11 protein-coding genes and 3 pseudogenes are annotated in these 16,863 nt (G+C 59.0%); 12 read left to right on the forward strand and 2 right to left on the reverse strand.

Going from position 1 to position 16,863, the window contains the following annotated elements:
- Positions 1-445 precede the first annotated feature (445 nt).
- From MLPF_RS15245 to MLPF_RS15290, 9 genes and pseudogenes are all read left to right on the forward strand, one after another.
- Positions 446-988: a PadR family transcriptional regulator gene (locus MLPF_RS15245; RefSeq protein ID WP_045844012.1), complete on the forward strand. Its 543-nt coding sequence runs from the start codon at positions 446-448 to the stop codon at positions 986-988.
- 82 nt (positions 989-1,070) lie between these two features.
- Complete coding sequence (locus tag MLPF_RS15250; RefSeq protein ID WP_050038888.1) at positions 1,071-2,180, forward strand: inositol-3-phosphate synthase; 1,110 nt, start codon at positions 1,071-1,073, stop codon at positions 2,178-2,180.
- A gap of 218 nt (positions 2,181-2,398) precedes the next feature.
- Positions 2,399-2,674, forward strand: coding sequence for a hypothetical protein (locus MLPF_RS15255; protein WP_050039422.1), 276 nt, complete (start codon positions 2,399-2,401; stop codon positions 2,672-2,674).
- Between the two features lie 355 nt (positions 2,675-3,029).
- Positions 3,030-3,848, forward strand: coding sequence for an LLM class F420-dependent oxidoreductase (locus tag MLPF_RS15260; RefSeq protein ID WP_045844015.1), 819 nt, complete (start codon positions 3,030-3,032; stop codon positions 3,846-3,848).
- 148 nt (positions 3,849-3,996) lie between these two features.
- Positions 3,997-4,687, forward strand: a pseudogene (locus tag MLPF_RS16670) (GntR family transcriptional regulator).
- A 49-nt stretch (positions 4,688-4,736) separates the two neighbouring features.
- Positions 4,737-6,314: pseudogene (locus tag MLPF_RS18195) on the forward strand (amino acid ABC transporter permease).
- Positions 6,315-6,319: 5 nt separating this feature from the next.
- Positions 6,320-7,040, forward strand: a pseudogene (locus tag MLPF_RS15280) (ATP-binding cassette domain-containing protein).
- A 121-nt stretch (positions 7,041-7,161) separates the two neighbouring features.
- Positions 7,162-7,665, forward strand: a complete 504-nt coding sequence (locus tag MLPF_RS15285; protein ID WP_045844016.1) for a MarR family winged helix-turn-helix transcriptional regulator — start codon at positions 7,162-7,164, stop codon at positions 7,663-7,665.
- A gap of 15 nt (positions 7,666-7,680) precedes the next feature.
- Positions 7,681-7,833, forward strand: coding sequence for a hypothetical protein (locus MLPF_RS15290; protein WP_175266515.1), 153 nt, complete (start codon positions 7,681-7,683; stop codon positions 7,831-7,833).
- On the opposite strand, the gene MLPF_RS15295 is transcribed toward MLPF_RS15290, so the two are convergent.
- Positions 7,830-8,000, reverse strand: coding sequence for a hypothetical protein (locus tag MLPF_RS15295; protein ID WP_237817104.1), 171 nt, complete (start codon positions 7,998-8,000; stop codon positions 7,830-7,832). The genes MLPF_RS15290 and MLPF_RS15295 overlap by 4 nt on opposite strands.
- 229 nt (positions 8,001-8,229) lie before the next feature.
- Positions 8,230-9,684, reverse strand: coding sequence for a CCA tRNA nucleotidyltransferase (locus MLPF_RS15300; RefSeq protein WP_045844017.1), 1,455 nt, complete (start codon positions 9,682-9,684; stop codon positions 8,230-8,232).
- Positions 9,685-9,898: 214 nt separating this feature from the next.
- On the opposite strand from MLPF_RS15300, the gene MLPF_RS15305 reads away from it, so the two are divergent.
- The 3 genes from MLPF_RS15305 to murJ are packed head-to-tail and all read left to right on the forward strand — an operon-like array spanning position 9,899 to position 16,622.
- Positions 9,899-10,651: an NUDIX hydrolase gene (locus MLPF_RS15305; RefSeq protein WP_156147344.1), complete on the forward strand. Its 753-nt coding sequence runs from the start codon at positions 9,899-9,901 to the stop codon at positions 10,649-10,651.
- Positions 10,648-13,017, forward strand: coding sequence for a hypothetical protein (locus MLPF_RS15310; RefSeq protein WP_045844019.1), 2,370 nt, complete (start codon positions 10,648-10,650; stop codon positions 13,015-13,017). The genes MLPF_RS15305 and MLPF_RS15310 overlap by 4 nt, the downstream gene beginning before the upstream one ends.
- Positions 13,014-16,622, forward strand: a complete 3,609-nt coding sequence (gene murJ / locus MLPF_RS15315; protein WP_045844020.1) for a murein biosynthesis integral membrane protein MurJ — start codon at positions 13,014-13,016, stop codon at positions 16,620-16,622. The genes MLPF_RS15310 and murJ overlap by 4 nt, the downstream gene beginning before the upstream one ends.
- The last annotated feature ends 241 nt before the right edge of the window (positions 16,623-16,863 follow it).

A 16,863-nucleotide genomic window follows, 5' to 3' on the forward strand; every position in this document is an offset into this window, starting at 1 on the left:
CGACCACCGTATGCTGAGCTACACCTACCGCAGTAGATGGGGAGATCCTACCAGCGGCACCAAAAGCAACAGGGAGAAATCCATGCCGGCTTAACTCGGCAAATTCGACCCAAAAACGACCGTGGGCATGTTACTTACGAGGTACCCCAAAAACCTTCAAAAACTTTCGGCATCAAACAGTCCGACATCCAAACTAGGCACCTGGCCATCGAGCCGATCACCGATCTGACCACACCCGGTGCGCTGTCACACTGGATGCCTCCAGCGATTTACAGCACCGCTACCTCATTTTCACCGGTGACAGCACCGACAAGCAGATGAATTACCCCTCGTAGCGACAACATGCACCGGGTGAATGTTGTCGTAAATATATCGAGACGATATGATGTTGGAAAGCGTTGAAACATAATACCTAGCGTCACAACTAGCCAAGGGGGGTGACCCGATACTCGAGCTCGCCATCCTGGGTCTCCTTATCGAATCGCCGATGCACGGTTACGAGTTACGGAAACGGCTGACCGGGTTGCTCGGCGCATTCCGGGCTTTTTCGTACGGCTCGCTTTACCCTGCTCTGCGTCGAATGCAAGCCGACAGGCTAATTGTCGGGCACGTCGCACCGGCCGGGACCCCGGTGCGACGTGCGCGGCGAGTTTACCAACTGACAGACGCGGGCCGTCGGCGCTTCGGCGAACTGGTGACTGACACCGGGCCGGACAACTACACTGACGACGGTTTCGGGGTGCACCTAGCGTTCTTCAACCGTACACCGACGGAAGCGAGAATGCGCATCTTGGAAGGCCGCCGACGCCGGGTCGAAGAACGCCGTGAAAGTCTGCGCGAGGCAGTAACACGAGCCAGCAACTCGTTCGACCGTTATACCCGCCAACTGCATCAACTCGGGCTCGAGTCCAGCGAACGCGAAGTCAAGTGGCTCAACGAACTCATTGCCGCTGAACGGGCATTACTCGGCCACGCCGAACATACATAAAAACGCTGTACCACACCGATAACCGAGCAACACCCAAGATCATCCCGAGACAACTCGAGATATGAGGTTAGGAGAACGCCCTATGAGTGAGCACAACCCAGCAGGGGCACCGGGGACGTCGACTGAGGTAAGAGTCGCTATTGTCGGCGTGGGCAACTGCGCGTCCTCGCTAGTTCAAGGGGTCGAGTACTACCAGAACGCTGACGACGCATCGACGGTGCCCGGTCTCATGCATGTGCGGTTCGGGCCCTACCATGTGCGCGACGTCAAGTTCGTGGCCGCATTCGACGTAGACGCCAAGAAGGTCGGCGTGGACTTGTCGGAAGCGATCTTCACCTCAGAGAACAACACCATCAAGATCGCCGACGTGGCACCCACCAATGTGGTGGTGCAGCGCGGACCGACACTGGACGGCATCGGCAAGTACTACACCGACACCATTGAGCTGTCGGACGCTCCGCCTGCAGACGTGGTCCAGGCACTAACAGAAGCCAAAGCCGACGTGTTGATATCCTACCTGCCGGTGGGCTCTGAGGAAGCCGACAAGTTCTATGCCCAGTGTGCCATCAACGCCCGCGTGGCGTTCGTAAATGCGCTGCCGGTGTTCATCGCCTCCGATCCAGTGTGGGCCAAAAAGTTCGCCGACGCCAGGGTACCGATCGTGGGTGATGACATTAAGAGCCAGGTCGGTGCAACCATCACCCACCGGGTCATGGCCAAGCTGTTTGAGGACCGCGGTGTGCAGCTGGACCGCACCATGCAGCTCAACGTGGGCGGCAACATGGACTTCCTGAACATGCTCGAGCGCGAACGGGTGCAATCCAAGAAGATCTCCAAGACCCAGGCCGTGACGTCGAACGTGCATCGGGAATTCAATACCAAAGACATACACATCGGTCCGTCAGACCACGTCGGCTGGCTCGATGACCGCAAATGGGCCTACGTTCGACTGGAGGGCCGTGGTTTCGGCGATGTGCCGCTGAACCTAGAATACAAGCTCGAGGTATGGGACTCACCGAACTCAGCGGGCGTCATCATCGACGCGGTGCGGGCAGCAAAGATCGCCAAAGACCGCGGGATCGGCGGACCAGTGATCCCGGCTTCGGCCTACCTGATGAAAAGCCCGCCGCAACAGCTGCCCGACGAGATCGCGCGTGCCCGGCTCGAAGAGTTCATCATCGACGCCAAGTAAATGGCGCTCATCGAGTGGGTAGTTGGCGCCCATGGTTCGTAGTGTCAGAGATCGTGACCGTGCTGTCTGAGGACGAACTGGTGGAATCGTCTGGGCCTCGCTGTTATCCGAGAATGCTGAGCAAGACGACATGTTGTGTAAGCCGCCATCAGACAACGGGTCGCCGCGGACACAGTCGCCGGCAGAATCAGCCCATTGCGCTGGGTTAGCATATCCTTGTGCATCAGTCTTTTTGCACGGCGGAGGACGGGCACGCCCATACCTGTGACACCGTGATCGTCGGTGTCGGTGCGCCGGTGTTGGCGATTAACGTTCCCGGATACGGTGACTCTCCCTGGCATGCGGACGGCTACCACTCACATCGCAACAGCACCGTCATCTTGGCACCGGTGCTGCGCGACACTCACATCGAATGCCGAACTTGTTATGAGCATGTCGCAGGGCAGGTTGACTGCCATAAGGTTGGCTACAGCGCTGCCCGATCTGGTGAGTGAATTCGTCCTCGTCGATATCACCCCCCCTCGGCGTTTCCGAGGCACACTGAACTGACCACCAACCAGCATAGATAGGGTAGCTTGATGCACGGCGAGCGCAAGTTTCGTTGTTTTCTAGACCATACCGGACCTAATGATTGCCGCAACACTACACCGTGAGTGTGAAAATGTTACTTCCCGACGTGTTCTACAACTCCCGTCGACTTGACAAAGTCAACTGAACATGCCTAAATTCAGTTGGAACACCAAGCAATTTTTGATTTGAGGTGTATGCGTAGTTGATAAAGTCAGGGCATTCGGTGCAAAGCAACCAACCTGATGCGCTAGTGGAGGTCATTAGCAAAGTTCTCTACGAATGACCGCACAGCTTCATTATCCCATTCGCATTGGTGTGCAGCTACAGCCTCAGCATACTTCATACTACGGTAATATCCGCGACGCAGTTCACCGATGTGAGGACATCGGCATCGACATTGTTTTTACCTGGGATCACTTCTTCCCGCTCTACGGGGATCTCAACGGCCCGCACTTCGAATGCTGGACCATCCTCGCAGCCTGGGCCGAACAGACTTCACGTATCGAAATCGGCGCTCTAGTGACATGCAACTCCTACCGTAATCCGGAGTTGCTGGCCGATATGGCACGTACCGTCGATCACATTTCTGGCGGCCGACTCATTTTGGGAATCGGGTCGGGCTGGAAAGACAAGGACTACCTCGAGTACGGCTACAAGTTCGGCACCGCCGGCAACCGCCTCGACGACCTGGCCGCGGCGTTGCCCCGGATCAAAGCGAGGCTAGGCAAGCTGAATCCAGCGCCGATTCGCAGCATCCCGGTGCTGATCGGTGGCACAGGTCCGCGCAAGACCCTGCGCCTGGTTGCCGAGCACGCCAATATTTGGCACAGCTTCACCACCGCCGTAACCTACCCAACAGCCGCGGCCATCCTGGACGACCATTGCGCCACCGTAGGGCGGGATCCGGCCACCATCGAACGTTCCGCCGGGGTGGAAAACATCAGTGGTGTGCGTTGCACTGAAAGCAACGGCGAGCTGGTCGCCAGCGCTGAGGACTTGATCGCTGTTGGCGTGACACTACTGACGGTCGGTTGCAACGGTCCAGAGTACGACCTCACCGTCGCTGAGACGCTGTGCCGCTGGCGCGATGGCCGATGAGATCGAGTCCGTTTCATCCGCCAAATGTGGAATAAAAGGTGCTAATTCATTAATAAACTTGTCAACGCTAACAGTCGTATGGGCACTGCCTCAAAAAGGCTAGGCCAAAGAGGTATGAGGGCAAAGAGAGAGAGAGAGAGAATAGGTTATTGCGTACATTCTCAACCTGGCACTGACCGGTCGGTTCCGCAGTGGCGACCAAGTGGACCACAACGAGATCACGCACAAACTGGGGTAAGCCGCACCCCTATCCAAGGGGCAGTGGTCCCACTCGAACACGGAGGCATCGTGTCGACCCACTATCACACGGGACGCGTTCGTCAAGCAAGTTTAACGAAGCCACTGTTCTCGAACAGCACGAACTCGATGGGCTCATGCGAACCCTGTGCACCTCGATGGAATCGCGGACCTGTGCCGACATCGCGAACGAATACCGGCGCACTGTCAACGATGAGTACGTGAGCCCGCGGCTGCAAGCCACCATCCGCGCCTCGCATAATCTCATCCCGCGCAGGCGCGAAACGACCTAACAAAATTGGCCGCAATGATATTTGCCCGTTTCATGAGGACGATCACTTCGCAATTCACGGGCGTGACGCGGAAGTTGCGTTAGCCGCGCGCTGCGTAGGAGGCTCCCATCGGATGGCCCAGACAATATTGGCCGAACTCACGCGAAGCCAAGTGTTCGTCTCCACCCCGACAGCCTCCAGACAAGACCCCCCGACCCACTTCAGATGCCCGCAGGAGTCGATGTGGACTACTGCCCACCGTCGATCGCGCTGTTAAATAGACAGCGCTACCACCGGTTCGAGGTAGGTGGCAATAATAAGTTCCTGTAACGAGGGACGCGCCACAAGCCACGGAAAGCTACTCGGAGTAACCGAGACGATGCTGATGGTGTGCTTCGTGACATTGACTGCGCCAGCTGCGACCACGCACGTCGACAAAAACCAGTGCCGGGTCAGGGTAGAAACAGCGCAAAAGTGTTACCTAAGAACATCATCCAGGGGCGTAGCTACTGGCCAAGAACCAGTAGAACACGACGGCCACCGTCGCGAAGCCTAGTTCGGAACACATCGACACATTGGAGCTCGGCACGCCAGCCGTGCGGAAAACCGGCACCCTGTCCGACGCACCGCCGCACATCTGTATCAATCCCACCGGACAATTCAGCGACTTCGACAATCAGCTTTGGTGCACCATCACCGGCAGGCTGGGCCTACCAGTACACTTAGTCAGCACCAACTTCTCCGGGCTCTCACCCAGGTAGCATTCCGGCATCGATCAAAGCCACCCAAACGTGACGACGCACCGTGGCTTTTACCAACCCCAGTTACTACTTCGGCTACTTACTCACTCGTGGTGCCCGCTCCCCGGCTCAGCGTATTACCGGATTCGGTGACCTCGGCGCCGGACAAAGGATCGACGTTGTCCAGAACACCGACGAAGAATCATACGTCTTCGAGACGCTGCTGCTATAACGAGTGAAGTATCCCAGCTTCGTGACCCTGTACTCGAGTATCAAGAAGCCGACAGGTCGACGCCTAAATAGCCCCAGCCGCCAGTCGATACGCTCACTTCCAAGCTAGACGCCGTCATCGCCGACGGGACTTGGGCGAACCTGTACACTCAGTGAGTACCCTGCTCCTGCCGCCAGGCTGGAAGCCCGGGTTTCAAGCTGTGGCGTCGCCGAGACTTTCCGACTTCGCTACTATCGCCGCCAATCCCGCCGCAAGCAGGTGAGTTAGGCCGCGCGAAACCCGCACTGGCGCAATTGCGTGACTCCTTCTTCGAACAGGATGTTTCCCAGCAAGCCATTTCTAGCCTGTCCACCTTCACCACCGGGCTGCCTAACACGTTGATCCTGACCGGAAGTGCCAGCGCCATCGGGCTACTCCTTGGCATGGCGCTGGCAGCCGACTGGATTTCCCACTAACGTTGGTTGGAACGGATCTATATTGATCTCTTTCACAATGCTCCTGAAGTGGTGAATCACCATCAGACTGGGCATTGGTCCGCTTGCGGGCAGGCTGACGAATAACAACACCTACTCGCTCGGCATTGCCGCATTAGGGATCATGGCCGGCACCTATATCGGCGAAATTTTGTGCTCGGGTTTAACTACTCTTTCGCGATGCGACTGTTTATGGTAGTGCAGAGGATACGACAGGTGCTGCCGGCATTGGTCAATCAGTTCATCACGCTGCTGAAGGCCTCCGCACTAGTGTAATTCCTGATCTTGATCGCCCGGCAGCAGGAGCTGTTTCAGGGGGACACCGACATTGGCGCACAGACCGAAAACTCGTTATCACTGGTGGGGTCCGGCGCCTTCTACCTGAGATTGGCTTCCCTGTTAACGCATTTAGTGAATTACATCGACTCTCGACTCCACCGAGACCGCTACACAGTTCGACCACAAGAGACCATTGACATGGTCGTTTGACATTAGGTCAGGAGGTGAGGTGACCTCCATTGCAGCCGCACAATGTCAGTCAGTATGCTTGGAAAACAAAGATATTCACAAAAACTTGGCGGTACTGCGGTGCTCTGCAGTGTCGATATTGAGCATCCGCGAGCAGCACAGTGGCTACAATCGGACCTGTTGGATAAGGCAAGTCCACGCTGAACAGTTTGCACGAGCTTGATAACAGCGACATTCTGCTCGACGGTCGGCCAATGCTGCACTACGATCCCAACTAGCTACGTCAGAGCATTGACATGCTGTTCCAGCATTCAATCCTGCACCGCACAATGCTCTACAACGTTGCGTTAGCCCAGCGCAAATTGTTACGGCTATCCGCGGATGCTACGCGGAAGCTGGCACTAACGTAACTGGACTGAGTTAGCTTGAACAACAAGGCCGATGCCCGAACCAACGTATTGTCGAGAGGTCAACAACAACGAGTTGCGATCGCTCATCGCTATGGCGACGGCTCTGCAGATGATCTTCTTAGACGAAGCGAACTCGGCGCTAGATCCCGAAACAGTCAAGGAAATTACGAAACCTATCAGTCACCTCAGCAATGCGAGGATAATGGTTGTAGTGACCCACGAAATAGGCTTCGTACAGTCAACATCAGACACCATTGTTTTCATGTATCACGACAAGTCGTGGAATCCGGTAAACTAGAGAAGATATTCGAGACTGTGCAGACTAAGCGTCTACAAAGTTTTCTGTCCCAAGTACTTTGACTTCCTGATTTTGACGAACAACGACCCGCTGCAACCTGATCCGCCGCGCTTGCGATTGCCACTGCAACTCGCGCACACGAGATTCCTCAACGCCCAACACACCGCATTAGACTGCCGACTTCTGGCTGACAGCGAATTCACCGCGCACGAGGTGACGGAGCTGGCGAATGGGCTGCACCGTGTGCTGTCCAAACTGTTTTCGATCCTACGCCGCGGAAACCCCAATAGGACGGCGGCCGGTGACTTGACACTGGCGCAGCTTTCGATCCTGGTGACGCTGCTCGATCAAGGTCCCATCCGGATGACGGATCTAGCAGCCCAGGAACGGGTGCGTACTCCCACCACCACCGTGGCGATCCGTCGGCTGGAAAAGATCGGGCTGGTGAAGCGTTCGCGTGATTTGTCTGACCTGCGGGCCATGCTTGTCGACATCACCCCGCGCGGGCGCGCGGATCATGGTGAATCGTTGGCCAACCGGCGCGCCGCCTTGGCAGCGATGCTCAGTCAGCTCCCCGCCACCGATCTGGACATTCTGAAAAATGCGCTGGCGCCACTGCAGCGCCTGCCCTCCGGTAAACCGGTGTCCGGACCTGCCGGTGACTCAACCGCGTGCAAGCAGACATGAAAGTAGCTAATTCTCATGGAAATTGACCATATACGTATGCCTGGAGCATGCCCTCCTGGTGATGTGTTAGCCCGCCACGCGCACAAGTCACCAGATCACGCCGTGGATGGCTTTTATCTTCCTTCCGCGGTCGATCCCCACAAAAAGTCAAGTACTGCCCTAGGCTAGAGCACCGCCGTACGCGTCATCACCGGCTGCGAGGTCATCGACGAACTGTGAAACCAACACGGCACCAACACAGCCGGGGGCACACCGGCTGGCCGAGGGCCGGTGAACAAACAGACACCCCACAGCCATAGCATGCACCCGAAAGCGCCCCCAACACCCAGCGCCAACAAGATCTAGGCTAGCCCACCAAACTCCCGACCGTATCGGCCAGCGATGGCACACCAGAACACTACTTCACCTGCCACCTATGAAACCGACCAACAATTCCTGCCACAAACACCAACACCCCCGGCCACCACACAACAACAACGGCTCGGGCGAGCAGTTCAATGGGGGCACTGTGCCGCCAGTACGGTCCACGCAGTACCCCACAACTATTCCGATATTCTGAAGATGTTACAGGTGCCCCTGCGATTGCCGGGTTTTCCACCAAGCCAACAGCGCCACGGTGGCCTCCTCGTTGGTCAGTGGTCCGCGGTCTAGCCGCAGTTCCTTCAGAAAACGCCACGCTTCGCCGACTTGCGGCCCTGCCGGGATGTCCAGCAGAGCCATGATCTGGTTACCATCCAGATCGGGGCGCACCCGGGCCAGATCTTCCTGTGCGGCCAACTCTGCTATCCGGGCTTCCAGTCGACCATAGCTATCCTGCAGTCGGGCGGCCCGGCGCTGGTTGCGAGTCGTACAGTCAGCGCGGACCAGCTTGTGCAGCCGCGACAACAGTGGCCCGGCATCGGTGACGTAGCGGCGCACCGCCGAATCGGTCCACTTCCCATCACCGTAGCCATGGAACCGTAGATGCAAATGCACCAGCTGCGAAACGTCGTCGACTAGTTGTTTGGCATACTTCAACGCACGCATCCGCTTTCGGACCATCTTGGCGCCGACCACCTCATGGTGGTGAAAACTCACGCCGCCGTCCAGCTCATGGCGCCGCGTGGCGGGCTTGCCAATGTCATGCAGCAACGCCGCCCACCGCAACACCAAGTCCGGGCCGTCATCTTCTAGCGCGATCGCCTGGCGTAGCACGGTCAGTGAATGTTGGTAAACGTCCTTATGTCGGTGATGTTCATCAATGGCCATCCGCATGCCCCCGATTTCGGGCAACACCACTTCCCCCATCCCGGTCTGCACCAGCAAGTCGATACCGGCCGCCGGGTCATTGCCAAGCAGCAGCTTGTCCAGCTCGGCAGACACTCGCTCGGGACTGATGCGAGCCAACTGCGGAGCCATTTCTTCGATCGCGGCGTGCACCTGCGGGGCGACGGTAAAGCCGAGTTGGGAAACGAATCGTGCGGCGCGCAGCATCCGCAACGGGTCGTCGCCAAACGACACCGATGGGGCAGCCGGGGTCTCCAGCACTCGGGCCCGCAACGCGGCCAAACCGCCTAGCGGATCGAAGAACTCGCTCGGACCGTAAGATGCGATGCGCACGGCCATCGCGTTTACGGTGAAGTCGCGGCGCACCAAATCGTCGTCGAGGCGGTCACCGAACCGCACCTCTGGATTGCGCGACACTTGGTCGTAGCGGTCAGCGCGAAACGTGGTGATCTCCAGGCAATAGTCACCCTTACCAACTCCAAGGGTGCCGAACTCGATGCCCGTCTCCCACAATTTGTCGGCCCACCGCCGCACAATTTGTTGCACCTGCTCAGGGGCGGCATCGGTGGCGAAATCAAGGTCAGGCGAATTTAACCTACCTAACAGCGCATCCCGCACCGAACCACCCACTAGGTATAATTCGTGGCCTGCGGCAGCGAATGCCGAACCGAGGTCACGCAACACCGGGGTGTGCTGGTTCAGGGTGGCCGCAGCTACAGTAAGCAGATCAGTATCCTGGGCGGCTTCAGGCACGTTCAATCAGCCTAGTCGGGCGGTAGTAAGGGCTGGAAAGACCCGTTGCGGAACCCGACAATTCAAGCCTGAATCTCAACAGGCGAGCACAAGGCGCAATGGAGATCCAACTGACCCACTAAGTAATCCAGCCATGAACCTACTGTGCCGCTGCGTACCTGACTAGCGGCACGCATGTCCTTAAGACCGGCTCGTGCCAGCTACTATCGCTTGGGTGTCGGATGGCGAACAAGCCAAACCACGTCGGCGCCGAGGGCGACGGCGCGGTCGTGATGCCACTCGTTCAGCCGAGAACCACACAAACCGACAAGCTACTAACGACACAACCGTGACAAACGACACAACCGTGACAAAACCGCGCCGAAACCGTTCACCACGTCGCGCACCAGAACAGCTGCGCACAGTACACGAAACGTCCGCCGGAGGTCTGGTCATCTACGGTATCGACGGCCCACGCGACGCACAGGCTGCTGCTCTGATTGGTCGCATCGATCGACGGGGACGGATGCTTTGGTCGCTACCCAAGGGGCATATCGAGCCAGGGGAGACCGCGGAGCAGACCGCCATCCGTGAGGTCGCCGAGGAGACCGGAATCCGCGGCAGCGTGCTTGCCGCGCTGGGGCGGATCGACTACTGGTTCGTCACCGACAACTGTCGGGTACATAAAACAGTACACCACTATTTGATGCGCTTTTCTGGTGGCGAACTGTCCGACGACGACCTCGAGGTCACCGAAGTTGCTTGGGTGCCGATACGAGAACTGCCGTCCCGCCTGGCCTACGCCGACGAACGCCGCCTGGCCGAGGTCGCCGACGAACTGATCAACAAGCTGCAGACCGGTGGTCCAGCCGCGCTTCCGCCGTTGCCACCCAGCTCGCCTCGGCGACGGCCGCAGACGCATTTCCGCACGCGTCACTCCAACAATTCCGGAGCCAGCCGGAAGAATGGCCACGAACAAAGGCCGTGACTGCATCGAGACTTTGGTTGGCCGGCTTGCTGCGCGCTGCCGTAGTGGTCAACATCGTGGCCAGCTTTGCGATGCTGCTCGTTTCACCTACAGCCACACCGCACGCAGCAGCAGACGAGCCTAGTGTAACGCCGTTTGTCCGTGTCCGCATCGACAAGGTGACTCCGGACGTTGTCACCACCTCGAGCGAACCCGTCGTCACCGTTAGCGGCGCAGTCACCAATATCGGCGATCGCCCAGTTCGTGACGTGATGGTCCGGCTGGAACACGCATCGGCCGTTATCTCGTCGGTAGTGTTGCGTACCTCCCTGGATGACGGCGCCGACCAGTTCCAGACCGCCGCGGACTTCGTGACGGTGGCCGAGGAATTGCAGCGTGGACAAGAGGTTAGCTTCACCCTCGTTGCCCCCATCCGCTCGACGATCAAACCGTCGATGGCCATCCACCAGCCAGGGATCTACCCGGTCCTGGTCAACGTCAACGGAACACCCGACTACGGCGCACCGGCTCGGCTCGACAACGCGCGGTTTTTGCTGCCCGTCGCCGGCGTGCCCCCAGCCAAACTCGATGCGATGGACTCCGCCGTCGCGCCGGACACCACGAAACCCGTGTGGATCACCATGCTGTGGCCATTAGCCGACCGGCCTCGGTTGTCGCCCGGCGCGCCCGGTGGAACCATTCCGGTCCGGCTAGTCGACGACGACTTGGCGAGCTCATTGGCCCCCGGAGGCCGGCTGGATATCCTTTTGACCGCGGCCGAAACCGCCACCAGCCGCGACGTCGACCCCGACGGTGCGGTCAGTCGGGCACTGTGCCTGGCTGTCGATCCGGATTTGCTCGTCACCGTCAACGCGATGACCGGCGGCTATGTTGTGTCCAATTCTCCCGACGGCCCAGCGCAGCAACTGGGCACCCCGACACACCCGGGAACCGGTCAGGCTGCCGCTGTCATCTGGCTGAACCGGCTCCGTGCGCTCGCGCACCGGATGTGCGTGGCTTCGCTACCCTACGCGCAAGCCGACCTGGACGCGTTGCAGCGCGTTAACAATGCAGGGCTTAGCGCGGACGCCACCACCAGCGTCGGGGACATCGTCGACCACATCTTGAATGTCACCTCCATCCGCGGCGTTACCATGCTACCCGACAGCCCATTGACCAAACGCGTGGTCGACTTGCTGGACGCGAACAACGGCACGGTCGCGATCGCGGCTGCCGCGTTTTCAGCCCAAGACCCCACCAGCGGGTCCGTCGTCGATGTCGACCTCGAGCCTCGGCGGTTGTCCCCAAAGGTGGTGATCGCACCATTCGACCCGGCCGTCGGTGCCGCGCTAGCCGCTGCGGGGACCGACCCTATCGTTCCGACATATATGGATTCCTCACTAAACATCCGGATCGTCAATGATTCGGACACCGCTCGCCGCCAAGATGCCTTGGGCTCCATACTGTGGCGCGCCTTAGAGCGAGACGCCGCACCACGCAGCCAGATACTGGTGCCACCAACGTCGTGGCACCTACAGGCCGACGACGCCCGAGTCATGCTGACCACGCTGGGCACTGCAATCCGGTCTGGTCTGGCGGTGGCGCGACCGTTGCCAGCAGTGATCGCCGACGCCGTAGCTTGCACTGAACTATCCGATACGATAAGCGCCCACGCGTCGGCTCGTGGCCGATTCAACGACGACATCACCGCTGACATTGCCAGCCAAATTGGCCGACTGTGGGGACTGACTTCGGCGTTGACCGCCGACGGCCGCACTGGGCTGACCGGCGTCCAATACACCGCGCCACTCCGCGAGGACATGCTTCGTGCCTTAAGCCAATTGGAGCCGCCCGCTACCCGCAACGGATTAGCTCAGCAACGGCTGGCTGTCGTCAGCAAAACAATCACAGACCTTATTGGGGCGGTAACAATAGTCAACCCGGGCGGCTCCTACACCCTGGCCACCGAACACAGTCCCCTCCCACTGGCACTACACAACGGCCTTGCTGTTCCCATCCGAGTCCGGCTACAGGTCGACGCGCCACCCGGGATGACCGTTACTGACGTCAGTCAGATCGAGCTGCCACCCGGATACCTGCCGTTGCGAGTTCCGATCGAAGTCAACTTCACGCAACGAGTCGCTGTCGACGTCGCGCTGCGAACCCCGGAAGGCATGCAATTAGGCGAACCCGTGCGTTTGTCGGTGCATTCCAACGCCTACGGTAAGGCGTTGTTCGCGATCACTCTAACCGCGGCCGTGGTGCTGATGGCATCGGCCGGAAAGCGACTTTGGCACCACTTCCGCGTCCAGCCCGAACCGCCCGCTGCAGACGCCCACCCGCGGCACCAGTACGACGACCGGGTCAATGAAAAGAACCAAGTATGAAACCCGCTTCCCGGTGGACCCAGTCACAATCGGCGCACCATGTCACCCATGCGGTGCGTCTGGGTCAAGAGCTGTCCGCACGACAACCCGAACTGTCTGACGCTACGCTGGTTTCGCGGTCATGGGCGATGGCATTCGCCACACTGATCAGCCGGGTCACCGGCTTCGCCCGGGTTGTTTTGATGGCCGCTATCTTAGGCGCCGCCCTGTCCAGCGCCTTCTCGGTGGCCAATCAGTTACCGAATCTGGTCGCCGCACTAGTTTTAGAGGCGACGTTCACCGCGACCTTCGTGCCTGTGCTGGTCCGCGCCGAACGGAGCGACCCCGACGGCGGAGCAGCGTTCGTGCGGCAGCTGATCACCTTGACGACCACACTGCTATTGCTCTCCACAGCACTGTCGGTGCTGGCCGCGCCCCTGCTAGTGCAGTTGATGCTCGGCAGAAACCCACAGGTCAATGAGCCCCTGACCATCGCTTTCGCCTACCTGCTGTTGCCACAGGTATTCGCCTACGGCTTGTCGTCGGTGTTCATGGCAATCCTGAACACCCGCAATGTATTCGGGCCACCGGCATGGGCTCCTGTCATCAACAACATCGTCGCGATCACTGCTCTAGCAGGATATCTGGTGGCTCCCGGTGAACTTTCGATCGATCCCGTCCAGATGGGTAACACCAAGCTGCTGGTGCTCGGGATCGGAACCACCGCAGGGGCGTTTGCGCAGACCGCGGTGCTACTGGTGGCACTTGGCCGTGAGCACATCAGCTTGCACCCATTGTGGGGAATCGATCAGCGGCTCAAACGTTTCGGCGCGACGGCCGCCGCGATGGTGCTTTACGTGCTTATCAGTCAACTCGGCCTGGTGGTTACCAACCAGATCGCCAGCACAGCAGCAGCTTCCGGCCCCGCGATCTACAACTATACCTGGCTGGTCTTGATGCTACCGTTCGGCATGATTGGAGTGACAGTGCTGACCGTCGTGATGCCGCGACTAAGCCGCAACGCCGCCGCTAACGACACTCCGGCCATGCTCGGCGACCTATCGTTGGCAACCCGACTGACGTTGATCACACTTATCCCTACGGTAGCATTCCTGACTGCCGGTGGGTCAGCGATAGGTAGCGTACTGTTCGCATACGGCCATTTCGGTGAGGTCGACGCCGGGTATCTGGGTGTCGCGATCGTGTTGTCGGCGTTCACCTTGATCCCATACGGGCTCGTGCTGTTGCAGCTGCGCGTATTTTACGCCCGGGAACAACCCTGGACACCGATCATGATCATCGTCGTCATCACGACCGTCAAGATCATCATCTCAATGCTGGTACCTTACGTCACCAGTAACCCCGAGCTGGTCGCCGGCTACCTCGGGATGGCAAACGGCCTCGGATTTGCGGCCGGCGCGATCGTCGGTTATTACCTGTTGCGACGTGCGCTCCTGCCTGCCGGTGGGCACTTGCTCGGTGTCCAAGAAGCGCGGACCGTACTGGTGACGATCGCAGCGTCGTTGCTGGCAGGTCTGGTTGCCCATGTAGCCGATCGGCTGCTGCGGCTAAACGAGTTGACCGTGCACGGTGGCGGCGTGGGTTCGTTGTTGCGATTGACGGTGCTGGCGAGCGTCATGCTGCCGATCATGGCCGCGGTAATGCTTCACGGAAACGTCCCTGAAGTGCACGCGACACTGAGCGCCGTCAAAAGCCAGACCATGAATCGAAGCTGGATGGCGAAACTGCGGAAAGTGACTGTGCCAGATCAATCGTCCCGGCCCATCCCAGTCACGTACCCTGGGCAAAGCAATTCGTCACCATCGGGGGCAAATGCGGTCCAGGAACCCATCCGGCGCAGACCTCCGGAAAGGGTAGCCAACGCCCAGATAGCGAAAGGACCGGAGGTGAGTGACCGCCCAGTGGAGAGCGCCTCATCGCGTTCTGCACCAGACATCGAGCTGCCTGATCCGGTTACCGGCAAATTCCAACCTTATGTTTCAGCCAACTTTGAATCTGGACATGCCGCGCCGTTAAATCCACCCTACCAGCAGAAAGGCGATTTCCCGGCCTATCCCGCTTGCAAGCCGATTCGACTCGACGCATCCAACGAGCGGGGCGGGGAACAATCATCACCGACCGGCGATGTCCATTTGGTACCTGGCGCCTGCATCGCCGGTGGCCGGTATCGGCTGTTAGCTTTCCACGGCGGTGCGGCTTCACTACAGTTTTGGCAGGCGCTGGACACTGCGTTAGACCGGCAGGTAGCGCTGACTTTCGTTGATCCAGATGGGACCCTACCTGACGATAGCCTGCAAGAGATTCTGTCCCGGACTTTGCGGCTCAGCCGGATCGACAAGCCTGGTGTCGCTCAAGTGCTTGACGTCATCCATACCGGTTCCGGTGGCTTGGTGGTCTCAGAGTGGATCCGCGGTGGTTCGTTGCATGAAGTTGCCGACACCTCGCCATCGCCTGTCGGCGCCATCCGGGCGATGCAATCACTGGCAGCCGCAGCTGACGCAGCGCACCGTGCCGGTGTCACCTTGTCTATCGACCACCCTAGTCGGGTACGCGTCAGTGTAGAGGGTGACGTTGTGCTGGCCTACCCCGCGACCATGCCCGATGCCAACCACCATGCTGACATTCGCGGAATCGGAGCCACACTGTACGCTTTGTTGGTGAACCGGTGGCCACTGCCGGAGGCTGGGGTGCACAGCGGTATAGCGCCGGCCCAGCAAGATGCTACCGGCCAACCCGTCGAACCCGCCGTAATCGATCAGGATATCCCCTTCCAGATCTCCGAGGTAGCTGTCCGCGCAGTTCAAGAAGGTGGCAGGGTACTCAGTGCATCAACACTTTTGAACCTACTGCAGCAGGCGACAGCGGTGGCTGACCACACCGAGGTACTGAGTCCGATCGAGGACAGATCCCCGACACCAGTCTCTTTCCGCCCCACAACCGCACGGGACCCTGTGGTCTTCGCCCAGCGACGTCGCAACCTGATGATCGGCATCGGAGCGGCAGTTGCCATCTTGGTGGTGGCCTCGTTGGTGATGGCGTCAGTGGTCAACAAAATCTTCGGCCATCTCGGCAGTGGGCTCAACAACGACAAACTCGGCCTAAACACGCCGACATCATCGACGTCGTTGTCACCCACCAGTTCAGTGCCTGAGGTCAGCATTGTCACGCCCACGAAGGCCACGGTCTTCTCCCCCGACGGCGAAGCAGACCATCCTGATGATGCCGGGCTGGCGATCGACAGCAACCCGGCCACTTCGTGGCAAACTGACATCTACAACGATGCGGTCCCCTTCCCCGGTTTCAAAAACGGAGTCGGATTGATGTTGCAGTTACCCAAGTCCACGGTGGTCGACTCGGTCACCATAGACGTTGCCAGCACCGGCACCAAAGTAGAGATTCGCTCAGCTTCCACACCGACACCAGCAAAGTTGGCAGACACCACCGTGCTGATTCCGGCCACCGCGCTCAAACCCGGCCATAATGTTATCGAGGTCAACTCCGGCTCGCCGATGTCGAATCTGCTTGTATGGATTTCGACGTTGGGAAGCACTGACGGCAAGAGTCGCGCCGTGATCTCAGAGATCACAATTTATACCCCGCTCTAACAAGCAAGATTGTGGTGTGATGTTGGTATTGACCCAGCCAGGTGAAGTATCGCGCCACGATCGATCGGCTACTACTCGGCTGCGAGATTCACGAGAAACATATGGGCGAAAATGCACGAAGCCGAACCGGCCAGCTGCCCACATTGGCGAAACCCGCGCTACATCTTCAGCGAGCTGTTCGGTCATCATCAACTATAGTGATACCGCCTCATACCACTCGCCAGCCATATTCGCGAGAATA

It is taken from the genome of Mycobacterium lepromatosis (assembly GCF_000975265.2).
Lineage (GTDB): Bacteria > Actinomycetota > Actinomycetes > Mycobacteriales > Mycobacteriaceae > Mycobacterium > Mycobacterium lepromatosis.